Source organism: Arthrobacter woluwensis, from assembly GCF_030816155.1.
In the GTDB taxonomy this organism is placed as follows: Bacteria; Actinomycetota; Actinomycetes; order Actinomycetales; family Micrococcaceae; genus Arthrobacter_E; species Arthrobacter_E woluwensis_A.
The window spans coordinates 3142799-3161824 of the sequence record NZ_JAUSXR010000001.1; the positions used below are offsets into that span (position 1 = coordinate 3142799).

Annotated in this window: 15 protein-coding genes and 1 pseudogene; 9 read left to right on the forward strand and 7 right to left on the reverse strand. The window is 69.1% G+C overall.

The window, feature by feature from the left end; translation table 11 throughout:
* Positions 1–114 precede the first annotated feature (114 nt).
* From QFZ52_RS14450 to QFZ52_RS14465, 4 genes are all read left to right on the forward strand, one after another.
* Positions 115–822: a DsbA family protein gene (locus QFZ52_RS14450; RefSeq protein WP_307498302.1), complete on the forward strand. Its 708-nt coding sequence runs from the start codon at positions 115–117 to the stop codon at positions 820–822.
* Between the two features lie 70 nt (positions 823–892).
* Positions 893–1564 carry a TetR family transcriptional regulator gene (locus tag QFZ52_RS14455; protein ID WP_307498304.1) on the forward strand — a complete coding sequence of 224 codons (672 nt, stop codon included), beginning with the start codon at positions 893–895 and terminating at the stop codon, positions 1562–1564.
* Positions 1565–1648: 84 nt separating this feature from the next.
* Positions 1649–4507 carry an MMPL family transporter gene (locus QFZ52_RS14460; protein WP_307498305.1) on the forward strand — a complete coding sequence of 953 codons (2859 nt, stop codon included), beginning with the start codon at positions 1649–1651 and terminating at the stop codon, positions 4505–4507.
* 149 nt (positions 4508–4656) lie between these two features.
* Complete coding sequence (locus QFZ52_RS14465; RefSeq protein ID WP_066213955.1) at positions 4657–4917, forward strand: DUF4235 domain-containing protein; 261 nt, start codon at positions 4657–4659, stop codon at positions 4915–4917.
* 103 nt (positions 4918–5020) lie between these two features.
* Here the strand turns inward: QFZ52_RS14465 and QFZ52_RS14470 are convergent, their stop codons facing one another.
* The gene (locus QFZ52_RS14470; protein WP_307498307.1) at positions 5021–6712 is read right to left on the reverse strand and encodes an amidohydrolase; all 1692 of its coding nucleotides are present in this window, start codon (positions 6710–6712) and stop codon (positions 5021–5023) included.
* 93 nt (positions 6713–6805) lie between these two features.
* Between QFZ52_RS14470 and QFZ52_RS14475 the strand changes: the two genes are divergently transcribed.
* Positions 6806–7405 carry a TetR/AcrR family transcriptional regulator gene (locus tag QFZ52_RS14475; RefSeq protein ID WP_307498308.1) on the forward strand — a complete coding sequence of 200 codons (600 nt, stop codon included), beginning with the start codon at positions 6806–6808 and terminating at the stop codon, positions 7403–7405.
* 57 nt (positions 7406–7462) lie between these two features.
* Positions 7463–9190 carry an arginine--tRNA ligase gene (gene argS / locus QFZ52_RS14480; RefSeq protein ID WP_307498309.1) on the forward strand — a complete coding sequence of 576 codons (1728 nt, stop codon included), beginning with the start codon at positions 7463–7465 and terminating at the stop codon, positions 9188–9190.
* Positions 9191–9208: 18 nt separating this feature from the next.
* Here argS and mnhG read toward each other — a convergent pair whose 3' ends face one another.
* From mnhG to QFZ52_RS14510, 6 genes and pseudogenes are all read right to left on the reverse strand, one after another.
* Positions 9209–9601 carry a monovalent cation/H(+) antiporter subunit G gene (mnhG, locus tag QFZ52_RS14485; protein WP_307498310.1) on the reverse strand — a complete coding sequence of 131 codons (393 nt, stop codon included), beginning with the start codon at positions 9599–9601 and terminating at the stop codon, positions 9209–9211.
* Entirely contained in the window at positions 9591–9875 is a 285-nt protein-coding gene (locus tag QFZ52_RS14490; RefSeq protein ID WP_307498311.1) for a monovalent cation/H+ antiporter complex subunit F, read from the reverse strand. The genes mnhG and QFZ52_RS14490 overlap by 11 nt, the downstream gene beginning before the upstream one ends.
* A complete protein-coding gene (locus QFZ52_RS14495) occupies positions 9872–10435 on the reverse strand; it encodes a Na+/H+ antiporter subunit E (protein ID WP_307498313.1) in 564 nt (187 codons plus the stop codon). Before QFZ52_RS14495 ends, QFZ52_RS14490 begins: the two co-directional genes overlap by 4 nt.
* Positions 10432–12048 (reverse strand): Na+/H+ antiporter subunit D, encoded by a 1617-nt coding sequence (locus QFZ52_RS14500; RefSeq protein ID WP_307498315.1) that lies wholly within the window; start codon positions 12046–12048, stop codon positions 10432–10434. Before QFZ52_RS14500 ends, QFZ52_RS14495 begins: the two co-directional genes overlap by 4 nt.
* Before the next feature lie 329 nt (positions 12049–12377).
* Positions 12378–12851: pseudogene (locus QFZ52_RS16210) on the reverse strand (Na(+)/H(+) antiporter subunit C); the annotation flags it as partial.
* Positions 12848–15850, reverse strand: a complete 3003-nt coding sequence (locus tag QFZ52_RS14510; protein WP_373425721.1) for a Na+/H+ antiporter subunit A — start codon at positions 15848–15850, stop codon at positions 12848–12850. The gene QFZ52_RS14510 and the pseudogene QFZ52_RS16210, both read right to left, overlap by 4 nt.
* 113 nt (positions 15851–15963) lie before the next feature.
* Between QFZ52_RS14510 and QFZ52_RS14515 the strand changes: the two genes are divergently transcribed.
* From QFZ52_RS14515 to QFZ52_RS14525, 3 genes are all read left to right on the forward strand, one after another.
* Positions 15964–17346 (forward strand): MFS transporter, encoded by a 1383-nt coding sequence (locus tag QFZ52_RS14515; protein WP_307498320.1) that lies wholly within the window; start codon positions 15964–15966, stop codon positions 17344–17346.
* Positions 17347–17523: 177 nt separating this feature from the next.
* Positions 17524–18447: a hypothetical protein gene (locus QFZ52_RS14520; RefSeq protein ID WP_307498322.1), complete on the forward strand. Its 924-nt coding sequence runs from the start codon at positions 17524–17526 to the stop codon at positions 18445–18447.
* Between the two features lie 96 nt (positions 18448–18543).
* Complete coding sequence (locus QFZ52_RS14525) at positions 18544–19026, forward strand: cation:proton antiporter regulatory subunit (protein WP_307498324.1); 483 nt, start codon at positions 18544–18546, stop codon at positions 19024–19026.

Here is a 19026-nt window from a genome sequence, read left to right on the forward strand (position 1 = left end):
GTTCAGCGCCACGCCTACAGAAAACACGGGTGGCCCGCCTCACGAAACTTGGCCCCGCCTCCGCGCCCTCGTTAGGCTCACACGCAAGCCGAACGTGACGATGGAAGAAGACTGATGCGCACCCAGAAGGCCGGACTGACCGCCAAGACCCTCCTCGCCTCGCTGGCCCTCGTGGTCGCCGCGGGGACGCTGGGAGCGTGCGGGGCGCCGTCGTCGTCCAATGCCTCCGCGCCGTCCGCGAGCGCCACGGCCACCGCACCGGCCACGCCGTCCGCCGAGCTCATGGCGAAGCTGGTCCCCTCGGATGCGCGGATCATCGCCAACCCGGCGAAGCCGCGGACCACGCTCATCCTCTTCACCGATTACCAGTGCCCGTACTGCGCCAAGATGGACACGCTGATCGAGCGGGCCAAGAAGGAGTACGGGTCCGAGGTGCGGATCGTCGTGCGCAACTTCCCGCTCCCCATGCATGAGAACGCCCCGCTCGCGGCCAAGGCCGTGGAGGCCGCGGCCGAGCAGGGCGCCCTCGAGAAGATGAGCCACCTCGTGTTCAGCAAGCAGGCCGAATGGGCCAAGTCGACGTCGGGCCAGGCGGAGACCTTCACCGGATACGCCCGCGAACTGGGGCTGAACATGGACCGCTTCGCCAAGGACTTCACGTCCCCGGCCGTCGCGACCCGCGTCCAGCGCGACCTCGACGATGCCAAGGAACTCGGCCTGCGGGGCACCCCCTCCCTGGTGCTGGAAGGTCAGCTGCTGCAGGTCGACTCCAGTGACTACAACACCCTGAAGGCCCCGCTCGATCAGGTTCTGGGGAACTGAGCACCAGCCCCGAACTTTGCACTCGGTCCCCTAATTGCACTGGGTGCACAAATTGCCGTAGCATCGGAGCATGGACTCCACCACTTTCCTGGACGGAACTCCACCGGATCATCCCCACGGCGGCTCCGCGGAGGAGAAGACCTCTCGCCGCGAGCTCAATAAGCAGGCCACTCGCGCCGCCATCATCGAGGCCGCGGTCAACCTGCTCTCCGAAAACGGCCTGGGCAACTTCACGGCGGAGGACCTGGCCGACGCCGTCGGCATCTCCCGCCGCACCTTCTTCAACTACTTCCCGAGCCCCGAAGCGGCCCTGGCGGCCACGGTCCAGAACTTCCTGGACGGCGCCATCGAGGAGTTCCGCCAGCGCCCCGCCGACGAGACGATCCTCGACTCCGCGATCGCCGCGGTCATGGCGCTCGTCGAGCCCGGATCGCTCTCCCGCATGGCGCGGATGTGCCTCCTGACCGAGAACCAGCCCCAGGTCCAGCGCTGGCAGCTCATGGCCTGGGATGATGCCACCAGTAAGCTCAGCGCCGCCGCGGTGGAACGTCTGGGAACAAAAGCGGACCCCTTCTTCGTCAGAACCATGGTGGGCGCCATCATCGGCGCCGGGAAGGCCGCCATGGAGTACTGGCTGGAGCACGAGGCTCCTCGCAGTGGACAGGTGACGGATGCCCACAGCATGGTCCTCAGAAACCTCATCACCCAGGCCCTCCAGCACCTCCGCAACGGCTTCGCCTGAGCGGCTCACGCCGCCCAGGAACCCCAGACCTCCCGTCCACTCGCACTCCGCTCCGCACCACCGGCACCAACAAAGGCACAGACCATGGCACTCCTGCTCTACAGGCTCGGCAAGTTCTCCTACCGGCACCGCTGGTGGGTCGTCTCCTTCTGGCTCGTGGTACTCCTGGCCGTGGGCGGCTCCGCCGCGCTGTTCAAGGGGCAGCTGACCAACGAGTTCAAGATCCCGGGGACCGAGACACAGCGGGTCATCGACCACCTCAAGCAGGCGCTCCCCGAGGCGGCTGGCGGCACGGCGTCCGTGGTGTTCCAGAACAAGGACGGCAAGCCGTTCACGGACGAGCAGAAGAAGGCCGTCTCCGACGCGCTGACCAAGCTCAACGGCACCTCGCAGGTCCAGTCGAGCGTGGACCCGTTCACCACGCAGGCCGAGGTGGACGCCGCCCCGGCGAAGCTGGCCGCGGCGCAGAAGCAGCTCGACGCCGGCAAGGCCCAGCAGGAGGCCGGCAACAAGCAGCTGGACGACGCCAAGAAGCAGCTGGACAGCGCCAAGGCGCAGGCCGCCGCAGCCCAGAACTCGGGCGTGCAGGTGCCCGCCGCCCAGGCCGAGGCCGCAGCCGCCCAGATCGCCGCCGCGGAGAAGGACTACAACGCCGGCCGCGCCAAGGCCGACGCGGCCGCCAAGGAACTCGCGAGCCACCAGGCCGAGCTGGACTTCAACAAGCGCAAGTCCGACGCCTCGCAGGGCATCCGCTTCGTCTCCAAGGACGACACGGTCGCGGTCGCGCAGATCAGCTTCAAGGGCTCCCTGAGCGCCCTCTCCACCGAGGACCGGGACCACGTGGTGAAGAGCCTCGTCGCCACGGAGAACACCGGACTCAACGTCTACCCGAGCAAGGAACTCTCCGAGGATCTGGGGAGCCTGGCCGGCCCCGCGGAGATCATCGGCCTCTGCGTGGCGGTGCTGGTCCTGATCATCATGCTCGGCACCCTGATCGCCGCGGGCCTTCCGCTCCTCATGGCGATCGCCGGGGTGGGCGTGGGCGTCGGTGGCACCATCGCGCTCTCGGGCGTCATCCAGATGAACAGCATGACGCCGATCCTGGCCCTCATGCTCGGGCTGGCCGTCGGCATCGACTACTCCCTCTTCATCGTCAACCGGCACCGTGGTCAGATCCTGTCCGGCATGTCGATGGAGGAATCCGTCGCCCGCGCGACCGGCACGAGCGGCAATGCCGTGTTCTTCGCCGGCGTCACGGTGGTCATCACTCTGGCCGCCCTCGCCGTCCCCGGCCTGCCGTTCCTGAGCCTCATGGGTCTGGCCGCCGCTGCCACGGTCGCCGTGTCGGTGCTGGTCTCCCTGACCCTGACGCCCGCGGTGCTCGGGCTGATCGGCAAGCGCGTCATCTCGAAGCGGGGCTGGCGGCGCGCCGCGGACAGCGCCGCGCACCCGCTGGCAGATCACGACGACGCCGCCCGCGGCTGGGGCGCCTGGGTCACCAAGTGGCCGTGGCTGGCCGTGGTGGTGTCCGTCGTCGTGCTGGGCGTGGTGGCGCTTCCCGCGCAGAAGCTGCACCTGGCGCTGCCGGACGGCGGTTCCGAGGCCGCCGACTCCTCCGCCTACAAGGCGTACTCCACCATCAGCACGTCCTTCGGGGACGGCATGAACGGGCCGATCGTGGTGGTCGGCGAGTTCCCGGCCGGTCTCAGCGAGCAGGACGCCGCCCTCAAGCAGCTCGACCTGGCCGACCGCCTGCGCTCCGTGCCGGGCGTCGTCGCGGCCGTGCCCGCCAAGCTCAGCGATGACCGCCAGACCGCCGTGTTCCAGGTGATCCCCACCGAGGGACCGGCGAGTGAGAAGACCGTCCAGGTGGTCGCAGACATCCGTGCCAAGGGTGCGGACATCCAGCGGGATCTCGGCGTGACGATCGGCCTCACGGGCCAGACCACCGCGAACATCGACGTCTCGAACAAACTGATCGAAGCCCTGCCGCTCTACCTGAGCATCGTGGTGGGTCTGTCCCTGATCCTGCTGCTCCTGGTGTTCCGCTCCATCTGGGTCCCGGTCCTGGCGACGGTGGGCTTCCTGCTGTCCCTGGCCGCGTCGTTCGGAGCCGTGGTGGCCGTGTACCAGTGGGGCTGGCTGGGCGCCGTGTTCGACGTCCCGCACCCCGGCCCGATCCTGAGCATGCTGCCCATCATCCTGATCGGCGTGCTGTTCGGCCTCGCGATGGACTATCAGGTGTTCATCGGCTCCGGCATGCGCGAAGCCTATGTCCACGGCGCGAAGGCCAAGGCGGCCGTCCGGATCGGCTTCAAGCACGCCGCCGTCGTGGTCACCGCCGCAGCGATCATCATGACCAGCGTGTTCGCGGGCTTCATCTTCAACCATCTGACGATGGTCCGGCCGCTCGGCTTCTCCCTGGCGTTCGGCGTGCTGGTGGACGCGTTCGTGGTCCGCATGACCCTGATCCCCGCGGCCATGCACCTCCTGGGCAAGCGGGCCTGGTGGCTGCCGGCCTGGCTGGAGAAGCACCTTCCCGATGTCGACGTGGAGGGCGCCCGCCTGAACCAGGGCCACGGTGAGGACTCCACCACGACCGACGACGCCGACGGGCCGGCCCTGGCCACGGCTGCGGCGGGCGTCTCCGCCCCGGCCACCGCTGCGGCGGGCCCCGCGAAGGCGAAGAAGGCCAAGGGGAAGCGCGTCGTCGTCGAGCAGCCGGAAGAGCCGCACGCCCTCACCGGGTCCCACGCGCTCATCCAGCTTCCGGACGCCGAACCCCGCGAACTGGGCAATCCGGTCCCGGGCGGACGGCGCGAGGCCCGTCAGCGCGAGCGGCTGATCGCGACGGGGATGATCCCCGTGGTGCCGGCCGCGGGCGAGCAGGACTCCCAGCGTGACGACAAGCCCGAGAGCGATCCGGTGAACGCCGGCCGCTGACCCGTCCCGCACACGCACTGAGCCCCCGCCCCACCGGCGGGGGCTCAGTCGTTCCGGGGTTCGGCCGTTTCCCAAACCCACGACTTCGCTTGGACCCCCTGCGTACTACGCTTAGGGTGACGGCATTGTCAGCACCGTGAGGGAGAAACATGCAGCTTCTGTTCAAATTGCTCGGTACGGCCGTGAGCATCGGCGCAGGTCTCGTGGGGTCGAAGCTGGTGAACGCCGCGTGGGAGAAGGCCACGGGCAACAAGCCGCCCCAGAAGGGCGACGACGCCGAGGCGAGCCTCCGCGCGGCCCTCAGCTTCGCGGTCATCTCCGCCGCCGTGAGCGCCGTGATCCAGGTCCTCACCAACCGTGGCACCCAGCAGGCCATCGCCAAGTTCAACAAGTCGCGGGACGTCGTCTGATCTGACGGTCGCCGCGCCACCCGCATCGCGAGTGGGCCTTCCGATCACCATCCCGTCCGGGATCCGGTGATCGAAAGGCCCACTCGTGGCGTTTCTGGGACTTTCAGCCCTCGGCAGGCGCGTGGCTGTCGTGGGCGGAGCAGTGCGACTGCCCACCATAGACGGGCAGCGGCGCCGGATCGACGTCGGCGTCGTGCACCACCTCGCCGCCCACCAGCGTCAGGGCCGCGCGGTGTTCCAGGAGCGCCGCGGGATCCTGCTCGTGGTCGTAGAGATTCCCGCTCCAGGCCACCAGATCAGCGAGGGCCCCGGGCCTGATGACGCCGAGTTCGTGCTCCGCGTGCCAGGCCCAGGCACCCTCCGCCGTGTAGCCGCGGAGGGCCTGATCCAGGGTGAGCCGTTCCGCCGGAGTCCAGGCGTCCGAACCGTCCAGCCCGGCCCGGGTGAGGGCCGAGTAGAAGCCCACCACGGGGTCCATCTCGCCCACCTGCCAGTCGCTGGACAGGGCCACATGCGCCCCGGATTCCATGAGCGACCGGAACCGCCAGGCACGGTCCCAGCGCTGTTCGCCCACGTTCTCCATCCAGGTCCCGGCCACGAGATCCGGGGAGCAGTGCCGCGGCTGCATGGCCGCGGTGACGCCCAGCTGACGGAACCGGGGGAGGTCCGCGGGGTCCAGGCACTCGACGTGGACGATCCCGTGGCGGCGGTCCGTGGTCCCGTTGGCCCGCGCGGCGTGCTCGATCGCGTCCAGCGCCAGGCGGATGCCGCCGTCGCCGGTCGCATGGGTGTGGGTCTGGAAGCCGAGGCGGTCCAGCTCGGTGACGATCCGCGTGAGTTCGCCCAGGGCCGCCGACGGGTGCCCGCGATGGCCGGGGCGGTTCGCGTAGTCGTCCAGCATCCAGGCGGTGTGGGGCTCGATCACGTCATCCGCGTAGAGCTTGATGGGGCCGAGCCGGAGGCGGTCGTGGGACGGGCCGTGGTCGACGGCGTCCCGGAGCTCGCGGCGGAAGGCGTCGTCCGCGTCGACGGGGTGGAAGAGCGCGGCGATCACCCGGGAGGACAGCTTGCTCTCGCGGATCGCGCGCTCCAGGAGCGGCACCTCGGCGAGGGGGACCTGCGGCTCCACGACCGTGGTGATGCCCGTGGCCGTGGCCATCTCCAGGCTCGAGAGGAACTTCCGGTAGCGGCGGTCCGGGGAGTACATCGGGATGTCGCGCTGGAGACCCGCGAGCCCCGCCGTCGTCATGGCGCTCGTGTAGAAGTCGGTGACCCAGCCGGTGGGACGGCCGTCGGCATCGAGCTCCGGGTTGCCCCACGGGATGTCGCCGCCGTCGTTGATCCCCAGAACCCGCAGAGCCGCTTCGTTGAGCCAGACGGAGTGCTGGTCGTAAGTGGTGACGAACACCGGGCGGTCCGTCAGCCCGGCCAGGTCGCGGGCGTTCGGGCGGCGGCCGTGGACCACGGAGTAGACGGCGTTCTCCGCACAGATCCAGTCCAGCCCGGGGCGGCGGTCCGCGAGCTCCTTGATCCGCCGGCGGACCTCCTCGAGTGTCTCGGCGCCTTCGAGACTGACCGCGTCGGCGTCGAAGCCGAGGAGGAGATGGTTGTGCGAGTCGATCACGCCCGGGGTGACCAGCGCGCCGTCGAGGTCCCTGGTGCGACGGGCCGACGGCGCGTCCGCCGCGCGGCCCACATAGCTGATGCGGCCGTCGGTGATGCCCACGGCCTCGGCCCACGGCTGGGCCGGGTCGAAGGTCCGGACGGTCGCGCGGGTCAGGAGGAGATCGAGCATGGCGGGGTCCTGTCGGGAGTCAGAGAAATTCTTTGACATCAGCGTCAAGGAATTCCTCCCAGTGAAGCATCGGCGCTCTGCTAACGTCAAGGCATGGCGAGGCCGAGCAACCAGACTGCACGACGCGAGAAGCTCGTGGCCGCCGCATTGGAGGCGGCATCGGAACGCGGGCTGCGCTCCATCTCAATGACCGACGTCGCGGCGAAAGCCGGCCTGACCAGGGGCGCCGTCCTCTACTACTACGAGGATCTGGACGAGCTGCTCGTGGAGGCGCACCGCGCCGGCGTCGCACGCTTCTGCGACGCCCGCGATGCGATCGTGGCCGATCTGCCCACCGCCGCCGCCCGTCTCGCGGCAGCCATCCGGCACGGCCTTCCGAGCGGCCCGGACGACGCCCTCATGCGCCTGCTCTACGAATTCGACGTCCTCGCCGGAAACTCCACGCTGCACCACGAACTCGTCGAGACCATGTACCGGCGACAGCTCCGGACGTACCAGGGCATCCTGGAGGGCGGCGCGGCGAGCGGGGAATTCGCCCTCCGCCTGCCCGTCCAGACCCTGGCCATGAACCTCGTCGCGCTGGAAGACGCCTACGGCCTGCACATCACGGCGGGGAACAGCCTCATCACCGTCGCCACGGCGGAACAGGCCATGCGCGACGCCGCGGCAGCCCTCGGCGCGGCCCCCGCCTGAGGGGTGCCGCGGGCAGAGTCCGTGGACGTGACGAGACCGCCTTCATATACTCCGACTGTGAACCTCACGACGATCGAGACGATTCAGCAGGCCACTCGCGACTCCGCCGCCAGGCTTCTCGGCGTCGACCCCGCATCTCACGTCCCCCAGGTGCGCCGATCCACGTTCGCCGACTTCCAGGTCAACGACGCCCTCAGCATGGCCCGGGCAGCCGGGCGCGCCCCGCGCGAGATCGCTGCGATCCTCGCGAGGGACCTGGCGGAATGTGAGTGCGTCTCCCGCGCTGAGGTCTCCGGGCCCGGCTACGTCAACCTGACGCTCGACGACGGGTGGCTGCTCAGCAGACTCGCGGAGCTGAACACCTCATCCGCGGCCTCACGGGAGGGGACAGGGCGGCGAGTGGTCATCGACTATTCCTCCCCCAATGTCGCGAAGAGCATGCACGTTGGACATCTGAGGACCACGGTCGTCGGAGACGCGCTGGCGAACATCCACGAGCACCTCGGCGACGAGGTGATCCGCCAGAACCACATCGGCGATTGGGGCACGCCGTTCGGGATGATCCTGGAATACCTCCTCACTGACGACGTCGACATCGACAGGCTGTCCCAGAACGACGTCGGCCGCCTCTACCGGGTGGCGCGTGCCCGGTTCGACGCGGACCCGGCCTTCGCCGAGCAGGCGAAGCAGCGCGTCGTCCTGCTGCAGTCCGGCGATCCGACCACCGTCACCCGGTGGAAGGCCCTCGTCGCACGGTCCGTGGAGTACTTCCAGGAGCAGTACCGGGAACTGGGGGTCGGACTCGCGGAACAGGATATCCGCGGGGAGAGCTTCTACAACGACGACCTCGCGGCGGTCTGCGGCGAGCTCGAAGCGAAGGGCCTGGCCTCACTCAGTGACGGCGCCCTCTGCGCTTTCCCCCGTGGCTTCATCGGCCGGGACGGCGAGCGCCTCCCGCTCATCGTGCGGAAGTCGGACGGCGGGTACGGCTACGCGGCCACCGACCTCGCCGCGATCCGGTTCCGCACCTCCGAGCTGGCCGCGGACCGGATCGTCTACGTGGTCGGGGCTCCTCAGCGCTTGCACTTCGCCATGCTGTTCCAGACCGCGCTCGACGCCGGTTGGGTCCAGGACCCGGACAGCCTCCGGCACGTGGAGATCGGCAATGTGCTCGGCCAGGACGGCAAGATCCTCAAGACCCGGAGCGGCGACGCCCCGCTGCTGTCCGAGGCCCTTGGAGACGCAGTGGACGCGGCGGAACGCCAGCTCGCCTCCCGTGCCGACGGCGCGGATCCGGCGATGCTCCGGCGGAGCGCACACGCCCTGGGGATCGGCGCCCTCAAGTTCGCGGATCTATCCACACAACCGGGCACCGGCTACATCTTCGATCTGGCGCGCATGCTCAAGCCGACGGGCAACACCGGCCCCTATGTCCAGTACGCGGTGGTGCGCCTCCGCTCCCTGCGGGACAAGACCGGCTTCGCCCCGTACGAGGCGGCCATCGCACCCGTGTTCCATTCCGCGGAGGAACGCGAGCTGGGCATCCATCTCCTGGATCTGGACCAGGCCACGGCGGACGCCCGGGATGCGGGTTCACCGGCCCTGCTCTGCGACTATCTCGTCGAGCTGGGCCGGCTTTCCAACGCCCTCTACGAGCGCGTCAGCATCACCGGCGACGAGGATGCCGACCGGAGGCGGGCCCGATTGTCGCTCTTCGCCGTGACGGAACGCCGGCTCGTGATGGGCCTGTCCCTCCTGGGAATCGACGTCCCCGAGGTGATGTAGTCGGCAAGCCCGCCGCTGTCAGTCCTGCGTCTTCCGCTCCTCCGCGGCCTGGGACACGACGGCGGCGAGGTCGTCCTCGGTCAGCAGCTCCGGGTGACGGTGCTTGGTGCGGTAGCCGGCGCGGCTGACCATGTGCGCGGAGATCGGCACCGTCAGCAGCTGGAAGAGCCAGGCGAGCAGGAGCACGGGCCAGACCACCCAGCTGCGCATCTGGAGCCCCAGTGCCACGAAGACGAGCAGCAGGCCCAGGACCTGCGGCTTGCTGGCGGCGTGCATGCGGCTCATGAGGTCCGGGAAACGGACCATGCCCACCGCGGCGCCGAGGCTCAGCAGAGCGCCGAGGGTCAGGGCCACACCACTCAGGATGTCGACCACGCTGTTCCAGTCGATGCCAGTCCCGTCAGCGGTCATCGCGGGGCTCCTCACGGCGGTCCTGCACGAAGCGTGCGACGGTCACGGAACCGATGAAACCCACCACGGTCAGCGAGATCACCAGGATCAGATTGTTCAGGTGCCGGTGCACGGCCATGTCGATGCACAAGGCCGTGACCACGATGCTCAGCAGCACGTCCGTGGCGAGCACGCGGTCCAGCAGGGAGGGCCCCTTGGCGATGCGGTAGATCGCCGCGGCGGAGGCGAGCCCCAGCGCCACGACGGCCACCGTCACGAAGACCGGGTTGATCATGCCGTCACCTCCCCGGCCCGTTCGGCCTTCAGGCGTTTCAGTTCTTCGCGGGAGCCCATGACCTCGATGAGCTTCGCCTCGATGCGGCGCACCCCGGCGCGCACCTTCTCGGCGTCGGCTTCAGTGTGCACATCCAGCGCGTGCAGGTACAGGGTGGAGGTGGAGCGGTCGACCTCCACGACCATGGACCCGGGAATCCACGAGCTGACGTGCCCCACGGCCGTCAGGATGAGGTCGGAGTGGCTGCGCAGCGGCACGCTCAGCACCGCGTTCCGCACCTTGGGGCCCTGGAAGACCGCCACGAGGCTGACCTGGAGAGAAGCCCACGCCATGCGCGCCAGCACCTCGATGCCGAACGCGACCGCGTGGAACACATTGAAGCGCCCGCTCAGCTGCACCGGCGGCAGGTAGAACACCCGCGTCACGGCGATGGCCAGCAGCGCGCCGAAGAGCAGCGTCCCCGGGCTGAAGTCCTGCCAGAGCATGGCCCACACCAGCATCAGCCAGATGAGCAGGGGCAGCTCCTGCAGGAACCGGATCTTGCGGCGGTGGAGACTCATCGTGCACCTCCCTGAGTGTCAGCGGCCGGGGATTCCGCGGGCGACGGCGGCGCCTCCTTGGGCGGCACCGCCACCTCCGGGCCGAGCACCGCGTGGATGTAGGAACTGCGGTCCAGCATCTGGGCGGCGGACCGGTCCGCGAGCCCGAAGAGCGGACCGGCGAACACCGTCAGGGCCACGCCCAGAACGACGAGTGCAGCCGTCGGGGCGACCATGCCGCGCGGCATGAGCCGCCGTGCCGCCGCGCCCGTGGTGAGGAGTTCGGGCTCCGGGTCCTCGGCGTCGTCGGTCGTGCGCCAGAAGGCGCGGTTCCACACGCGGGCGATCGCCAGCAGCGTCAGCAGCGAGGCGAACACGCCGCCCACCACGAGGATCACGGCGAGCACCGTCCCCTGCGCGACACCGGCCTGGAGCAGGCCCAGTTTGCCCAGGAAGCCGGAGAACGGCGGGATGCCGGCCAGGTTCATCGCCGGGATGAAGAAGAGCACGGCCAGGAGCGGGGACAGCTTGCCCAGACCACCGAGGCGGTCGAGGGACGAGCTGCCCGCCCGGAGTTCCACCAGGCCCGCCACCAGGAACAACGAGGTCTGGATGGTGATGTGGTGCGCCACGTAGAAGACGGCGGCGCCCAGCCCCGCGGTGGAGCTCAGAGCCAGCCCGAACACCATGTACCCGATGTGGGAGACGAGGGTGAAGGACAGGAGACGTTTGATGTCGTTCTGCGCGACGGCGCCCAGGATCCCCACCACCATAGTCAGCAGCGCGACCACCATGAGGGGCTGGTTGAGGGTGTCGCCCGGGAACAGGAGCGTCTCCGTCCTGACCATCGCGTAGACGCCGACCTTCGTGAGCAGACCCGCGAACACCGCGGTGACCGGCGCGGGTGCCGTCGGATACGAGTCGGGGAGCCAGAAGGACAGCGGGAACACGGCCGCCTTGATGCCGAACGCCACGAGCAGCATGACGTGCAGCAGGGTCTGTATGCCGGGGTCGAGCTGCGCGAGCTTCACGGCCAGGTCGGCCATGTTCACGGTTCCGGTGGCCGCGTAGATCATCCCGATCGCGATCAGGAAGAGCAGGGAGGACACCACCGACACCACCACGTAGGTGACGCCGGCCCGGATGCGCGCCTCGGTCCCGCCGAGCGTCATGAGCACGTAACTCGCGGTGAGCAGGATTTCGAAGCCCACGTAGAGGTTGAACAGATCGCCCGAGAGGAACGCGTTGGACACGCCCGCGATCAGGATCAGGTAGCTCGGGTGGAAGATCGACACCGGGCCGTCGTAGCCGGATTCACTGGCGCCCTGGGCCGAGGCGTACAGGAGCACGCAGAGGCTCACGGCCGAGGAGACCACGAGCATCAGCGACGAGAACGCGTCCACCACCATGACGATGCCGAATGGCGGGAACCAGTGCCCCAGCCGCACGGCCGTGGTGCCGCCGTCCCAGCTGGAGGCCAGGAGGAAGCACTCGAGCACCAGGGTCAGGGACAGGACCGAGACGCTGACGGTGCGCTGCGCCCGGGGATGCCGGACGAGCGTGAACGCCACGGCCGCGCCCAGGATCGGCAGCAGGACGGCCAGGGGGGCCAGGTACGCGAGATTGACGCTCATGCCCGGCCTCCTTCCTCGGGGTGCTGTCCATGGTCGGCTTCAGGGTCGGAGCGGTGGTTCCAGCCCTCTTGGGGCTCGACGCCGGGCTGCGGGCCGGCGCCGTCGGCTGCCGGACCGCGCGTCCCGCCATCGGCGGAGCGGGTCTCGGTGTCCACGCCGTCCGCCAGGGCGGCCCCCGCACTGGACGCCGCGGAACGGGTTCCCCCGGAGCTGTCCGGGGCGGTGGAGCCGGTGGAGCTATCCGGGGCGGCGGAGCCGCTGGAGCCCTCGGCGTTCTCGCCGCCCTCCCCCGCGGAGCCGTCGGTTCGCGCGGCGCCGTGGGCGTGGGCGTGGGTGGCGGCGCCCACGGCGGCGAGGACCGCGCCGTGCTGGGCGTCGTCGTCGGCGGTGAGCGGGAACTCGGTGGTCTCCTCCGGGATGACGGCGTCGTCCTCGGCGTCGAAGCTGGGCGTGTTGGCCACTCTCTGGTCTTCCGTGTCGTCCGCGATGACGTCCTGGCGGCCCAGGACCCACGTGCGGTAGATGATGCCGAGCATGAACGCCGTGACCGCGAAGCTGATGACGATCGAGGTCAGGATGAGGGCCTGCGGGAGGGGGTCGTTGTAGTCATGCGGGTCAGTGCCCTTGACGAACAGCGGAGCCAGGCCCGCGTACCCGCCCGTCACCAGGATCAGCAGATTGGTGGCGTTGGCCAGGAGCATGAGGCCGAGGGTGACGCGGGTGAGGCTGCGCTCCAGCAGGAGGTAGATGCCGCACGCGTACAGGATCCCCATGATCACCAGGAGGGTCATATTGGCGCTCATCGTGCCGCCACCTCGCTTTCCTCCTCGAGTTCGACATCGATCTGGGCGCCGAAGCCCCTCAGCACATCCAGCACCAGGCCGATCACCACGAGATACACCCCGATGTCGAAGAAGGTGCTCGTCACGAATTTCACGTCGCCCACCACGGGCAGGCCGAAGTGGACGATGGCGCTCTGGAACACGTTCCCGCCCAGCAGGAGCGGGGCGAGCCCCGACACGGCGGCCAGCGCGAGGCCGATGCCGAGCACGAGGCCTGGGCTCATCCGGACGGCTTCCGCGAGTTCGAAGCGACCGCCGGCCAGGTACCGGATGGTCAGGGCCATGCCGGCCATCAAGCCGCCGGCGAAGCCGCCGCCCGGAAGGTTGTGCCCCGCGAACAGCAGGTACACGGAGAGCACCACCATGGTGTGGAAGATGAGCCGTGTGACCACCTCGAAGAGGATGGAACGGCGTTCCGGAGCCAGCGTCCGGCCGGCCACGATCCACGGGTTCCGCAGTGCCACACCGGTCTTGGCGCGGGGCGGCGCCCCGAACTTGCGGGCCGTGGCAAGCGCCGCGGCCTCTGCGGAGCCCTCCGCCTGGACGCGTACCCGTCCGACGCTGCCGGTCTCCACCCCGGCACTGCGGCCGAGGCTGTTGCCGATGTTCCGGACGAAGATCAGGCTGGCGACGCCGGTGGCGGCCAGGGCCAGCACCGAGATCTCGCCGAAGGTGTCCCAGGCCCGCAGGTCCACGAGCGTCACGTTGACCACGTTGAGGCCGCCGCCCTGTTCGTAGGCGAGCTTCGGGAAGTCGAGGGAGATGGGCGACGCCACCCGGGAATCCGTGGCGAAGAGCGCGAACACCACCATGGCGGCGCCGAAGGCCAAGCCCAGGATCACGCGGATCACCCGGAAGTGACCGCCCGTGCGGTCCCGGAGTTCCGGAGGAAGCCGGCGCATCGCCAGGACGAACGCCACCAGGGCCACCGTCTCCACGAGCATCTGGGTCAGCGCGAGGTCCGGCGCACCCTGCAGCGCGAAGATCAGCGCCATGCCGTAGCCCGTCACGGAGACGAACAGGACGGCCATGAAGCGCTTGTCGGCGCGGACCGCGCCGAAGGCGCCGATCACGATCGCCAGGCCGATGAGCCACTGGAACGGCGAGCCGGGGTCGATCCAGTACAGATTCGACGGCACCGCCTGGCCATGCCAGAGCAGCGTGACCGCCGGCATGATCACCGCGACGGCGAGGATCACCACCAGGTAGAAGAACAGGGAACCGCGCTGCGTGCGGCCCGTGACCCAGACGGCGGTGTCATCGAGCCCGCCGATGACGTGCTGGTACACCCGGTCCGCTTCGGGGACCTTCGGCATCGCCGCCTGGAAGCGGGTGACCCGCTCGCGGGCGATCACGAGCAGGGTGCCGACCAGGAAGGTCACCGCGGTCAGGCCGAGCGCCGCCGTGAAGCCGTGCCACAGCTCGAGATGACCGGCGGAGGCCGCCTCCTCGATGTGTTCCTCGGTCTCCTGGAAGAGCGCCGCGTACGGCTGGACCCAGGAATCCACCGGCACGGGCCACAGACCGTAGACCAGGCTGAGCGCGGCCAGGATGGCGGGCGACGCGAGGAAGGAGAAACGGATCGGCTTGAACGGCGTGGGCGGCACACCCGGCTTCGTCGAGAAAGCACCCCATATGAACCGAGCGGAATATGCGAACGTGAGTATAGATCCCACCACGATGCCGATCAGCACCACCGGGCCCCAGGGACCCGGCGCCGTCGACGTCTCGCCCGTAGCCCAGTCGACGAACGCCGTGAACACGCTCTCCTTGGCCACGAATCCGGCGAGCGGCGGGATGCCGGCCATGGAGGCCGCGGCCAGCACGGCCACGACGCCGAGCGCCCGGGAGGAGCGGAACACCCCGGAGAGCTTGCGGACGTCACGCGTTCCCGTCTGGTGGTCGATGATGCCCACCACAAGGAACAGCGCGGCCTTGAACAGACCGTGCGCGAGGAGCAGGGCGAGTCCCGCAAGGGCCGCCTCGGGCGTCCCCAGGCCCACCACCATCGTGAGGAAGCCGAGCTGCGACACCGTGCCGTACGCCAGGATGAGCTTGATGTCCGTCTGGCGGAGAGCCCGGTACCCGCCCACCAGCATGGTGATGAGCCCCAGACTGAGGACGACGGGGAGCCACGTCTCGGCCTGCGCGAAGCCGGGCGCCAGACGCGCCACGAGGTAGATGCCCGCCTTCACCATGGCCGCCGCGTGAAGGTACGCGCTCACCGGGGTAGGCGCGGCCATCGCGCCGGGCAGCCAGAAGTGGAACGGGAAGAGCGCGCTCTTGGTGATGGCGCCGACCAGTACCAGCACGACGGCGACGCCGAGCGCGGCGGCCGCGGCGCCGTCGCGGTTCGCGCCCGTCAGCAGGGCCGGGGCGCGCTCCAGGAGGGTCGAGACGCGACTGGTCCCGGTGATCTGAGCCATCATGAGCAGGCCGATCAGCATGGTCAGGCCGCCGGCCGTGGTGACGATCAGGGCCGTGAGGGCGGAGCGCCGGGCGGACAGGCGGGCCCGGGCGTAGCCGATCAGGAGGTAGGACAGGATCGTGGTCAGTTCCCAGAACACGAACATGAGGATGAGGTCGTCCGAGGTGACCAGGCCGAACATGGCGCCCGCGAAGGCCAGGAGCTGAGCGCCGAAACTGCCCAGATCGGCGTCGTCCGCCTTGAAATAGCGGGCGCAGTACGCGAGCACGAGCGATCCCACGCCGAGGACCAGGAGGCACATCACCCAGGACAGCGGATCCATGCGGAAGGTCAGGTCCAGCTGGAGCTGCGGGATCCAGTCGAAGTGCTCCACGAGGCCGGCGCCGTAGGCGGCGGGGTACTGGAAGAGCAGCCAGACGAAGGCGGCGGCAGGGGCCGCGGCCAGGAGGTAGAAGGCGTTCCGCCCCAGGCGCTTGAAGATCAGCGGAGCCACCGCGGCAAGCGCGAAAAGGGAACAGAGGACTAGGGTCACGTGGTCATCACCACTTCCGGTGTTGCTGGCCGCGGGCAGTCCTGTCATCCGGAGCGGTTCCTTAAACAGGTGTCTTCTCATTTTAGCAACTGGCGCCCGTTACTATTCGTGCTATGAGCCCCGAAGCGACTTACAACGCCGGTAGCGAACACGCGTCGCAGGAGACCGGACGGCGGCGGGGCATGGTCCTGGCCTGGGCCTCGTGGGATTGGGGCTCGGCCTCGTTCAACGCGGTCATGACGACGTTCGTTTTCACCGTTTACCTGACGTCCAAAGCATTCGGCGGCGAGGACCACGCGTCCGGAGTCCTGGGTCTCGGTTTCGGGCTGGCGGGCTTCGCGATCGCCCTGCTCGCCCCCGTGACGGGCCAGCGCGCGGATGCGGGCGGTCGGCGGAAGCTCTGGCTCGGCATCTACAGCGCCGTGGTGGTCATCCTCATGGCGCTGTGCTTCTTCGTGCGGCCCGAGCCCGAGTACCTCCTGCTCGGCGTGATCCTCATCAGCGTGGGGCACGTGTTCTTCGAACTGGCCGGGGTCAACTACAACGCCATGCTGACCCAGATCTCGACTCCGGCGACCATCGGGCGGGTCTCCGGCTTCGGCTGGGCCGCCGGGTACCTGGGCGGGATCGTGGCGCTGCTGCTGGTGCTCCAGCTGTTCGTCCAGCCCGCGTTCCACTGGTTCGGCGCGTCGACCGACGACGCCCTCAACATCCGCCTCGTGGCGCTCTTCTCCGCGGTGTGGTTCGGGGTGTTCGCGCTGCCGGTGTTCTTCCGGGTGCCGGAACCCCCGGTTCAGCCGGGCGAGGCGCGGGTGGGTTTCCTGCAGTCCTATGTGGTGCTCGTCCGGCGGATCCGGGCCCTGTTCCGGCGGTCCCCGCACACCATCTACTTCCTCCTGGCGAGCGCGGTGTTCCGGGATGGCCTCGCGGCGGTGTTCACCTTCGGCGGGGTGATCGCGGCCGGGACGTTCGGCTTCCAGCTCAAGGACGTCATCTTCTTCGCGGTCTTCGGGAACGTGGTGGCCGCGGCGGGTGCGATCCTGGGCGGCTTCCTGGACGACCGCATCGGGCCGAAGCGCGTCATCGAGCTGTCCCTGGTGGGCCTCCTCGTGGCGGGGACGGCCATCCTGATCCTGGGCAACAGCGAATATTCCTTCTTCGGCATGCAGTGGCACGGCAAGCTGACGTTCTGGGTGTTCGGGCTGCTGCTCTGCCTGTTCGTGGGGCCGGCGCAGGCCTCCGCACGGGCATTCCTGGGGCGGCTGGCCCCCGACGGCGAGGTGGGCGAGCTCTTCGGCCTCTACGCCACGACGGGCCGCGCGGTGTCCTTCCTGGCGCCCACGCTCTTCACCATCTCCATCGCCGTGGCGTCGCGGTACGTCGCGGAGGGCCAGGCGCAGCGCTGGGGGATCCTCGGCATCATGGTGGTGCTCCTGGCCGGCCTGCTGGTCCTGATCCCGGTCAAGGCCCCGGCGAAGGACAAGGTCACCGCCTGATCCCGCTCAGCACGCCCGCCCCACGCGTTGTGTGCTCAGTAGTTGCGGGTGTATCGGGCCAAGACCCGCAACTACTGAGCACGCAACTGCGGGGACCTGGAACCACCGGAAACCGGAGCCATCCACATAGGTGAAACGGCCCGACCGTTCGCGTTCCCGCCTTGTTCGGATGGGTGGATGAGAGCACAAGAACTTCCCGCACGATTCCTGAACACCTCCTTCACCGTGGCGGACGCCCTGGCAGGTGGTGTGTCCAACAGCCGCCTCCGGGCCGCCGACCTGCGAGCGCCGAGCCGTGGGATACGCATCCCCCGGGGCGCGGACCCGACACTCCTGGCGAGCCTTCGGGCTCTGACCGCACTTGACGACGCGACGGCGATCTCCGAGCTGACCGCTGCACGCGCCCGGGGCATGCCGCTGCCGTTCTGGGCTGATCAACGGATCCATGTCTCGCGCACACGGGGTGGCACGCACCCCCGCCGCGCCGGTGTGGTCGGGCATCGAACGCTGCTCCTTCCAGGAGAAGTCGAGTACCTGGCCGGTGTGCGCATCACCTCGGCAGCGCGAACCTGGCTGGATCTGGCGCACCACGTGCCCCTGGCCGATCTCGTGGCGGCGGGAGACCATCTCGTCAACGAGCACGGCCCGGACCACCCGTTCCCACGGGCGCCGCTCTGCACGGTGGCCGACCTCCGCCGAGTCACGGTGGCCCACCCCAAGATGAAAGGGAAAAGGAACGCCCTGGCGGCGTTGGACCTGATCCGCCCGGGCGCGGACTCGGTGCAGGAGACCCGGATGCGCCTGATCCTGCTGGATCATGGCGTCCCCGAACCGGAGCTCAATGTGGTTCTCTACGACCCCTGGGGCACCCCCCGGGTCTGGCCCGACCTTGCCTACCAGCGGCAGCGGTTCAGCATTCAGTACGACGGCAAGGTCCACGGGGAGGAGCGGCAGTACGACAGGGACATCGCCCGGGCCACGATCACGGCGGAGCTGGGCTGGCAGGAACTACGGATCGGCGCCGCCGACCTCCGCGGAACGCGGCCGAGCGTGGTCCGGAAGGTACAACGGGCACTTCGCGCGGCCGGCGAGCCCTCATGACCACGTTGTGTGCTCAGTAGTTGCGGGTGTCAGGGGCCAGGACCCGCAACTACTGAGCACACAACGCGAGGGGAGTCCGGGGACTAGGCTTATGCCATGCACGTGGATGAAACCGACCTCCCCGGACTCGGGGTGCGGAAAGACTTCATGACCGCCAGCGGCCGCAGGATCGGCGTGGTGGTCCACCGTGATGGAACCACGGAGTTCATCGTCTCCACCTGGGACGACCCGGACACTTGCCAGGCCTCCATCCCCCTCACGGGGCAGGAGACCACCACCCTCGCTCAGCTGCTGGGCGGCCAGCTCATCGTCAACCAGCTCACGGAAGAGCACCGGGACGTCCCGGGCATCGTGACGCGCCAGTTCTCCATCCTCCAGGATTCGCCCTTCCGGGACCGCCCCATGGGTGCAGCCTCGATCCGCACCCGCAGCGGCGTCTCGATCGTGGCGATCATGCGGGAAGGCGAGGTCATCCCTTCGCCCGGTCCCGACGTCGTGCTCCACCGTGGTGACCTGCTCGTGGCGGTGGGAACGCTCGAAGGCCTGGACAGGGCCGCCGAAATCCTCCGCAAGGGATAG

What these genes read in the sequence shown, in the direction of transcription:
- QFZ52_RS14500 (WP_307498315.1), bottom strand. Translation starts at nt 12,048, where the DNA reads ATGAGCGTCAATCTCGCGTACCTGGCCCCCCTGGCCGTCCTGCTGCCG.
- QFZ52_RS14465 (WP_066213955.1), top strand. Translation starts at nt 4,657, where the DNA reads ATGCAGCTTCTGTTCAAATTGCTCGGTACGGCCGTGAGCATCGGCGCA.
- QFZ52_RS14475 (WP_307498308.1), top strand. Translation starts at nt 6,806, where the DNA reads ATGGCGAGGCCGAGCAACCAGACTGCACGACGCGAGAAGCTCGTGGCC.
- QFZ52_RS14490 (WP_307498311.1), bottom strand. Translation starts at nt 9,875, where the DNA reads ATGATCAACCCGGTCTTCGTGACGGTGGCCGTCGTGGCGCTGGGGCTC.
- QFZ52_RS14455 (WP_307498304.1), top strand. Translation starts at nt 893, where the DNA reads ATGGACTCCACCACTTTCCTGGACGGAACTCCACCGGATCATCCCCAC.
- QFZ52_RS14460 (WP_307498305.1), top strand. Translation starts at nt 1,649, where the DNA reads ATGGCACTCCTGCTCTACAGGCTCGGCAAGTTCTCCTACCGGCACCGC.
- QFZ52_RS14515 (WP_307498320.1), top strand. Translation starts at nt 15,964, where the DNA reads ATGAGCCCCGAAGCGACTTACAACGCCGGTAGCGAACACGCGTCGCAG.
- mnhG (WP_307498310.1), bottom strand. Translation starts at nt 9,601, where the DNA reads ATGACCGCTGACGGGACTGGCATCGACTGGAACAGCGTGGTCGACATC.
- QFZ52_RS14495 (WP_307498313.1), bottom strand. Translation starts at nt 10,435, where the DNA reads ATGAGTCTCCACCGCCGCAAGATCCGGTTCCTGCAGGAGCTGCCCCTG.
- QFZ52_RS14525 (WP_307498324.1), top strand. Translation starts at nt 18,544, where the DNA reads ATGCACGTGGATGAAACCGACCTCCCCGGACTCGGGGTGCGGAAAGAC.
- QFZ52_RS14470 (WP_307498307.1), bottom strand. Translation starts at nt 6,712, where the DNA reads ATGCTCGATCTCCTCCTGACCCGCGCGACCGTCCGGACCTTCGACCCG.
- QFZ52_RS14520 (WP_307498322.1), top strand. Translation starts at nt 17,524, where the DNA reads ATGAGAGCACAAGAACTTCCCGCACGATTCCTGAACACCTCCTTCACC.
- QFZ52_RS14450 (WP_307498302.1), top strand. Translation starts at nt 115, where the DNA reads ATGCGCACCCAGAAGGCCGGACTGACCGCCAAGACCCTCCTCGCCTCG.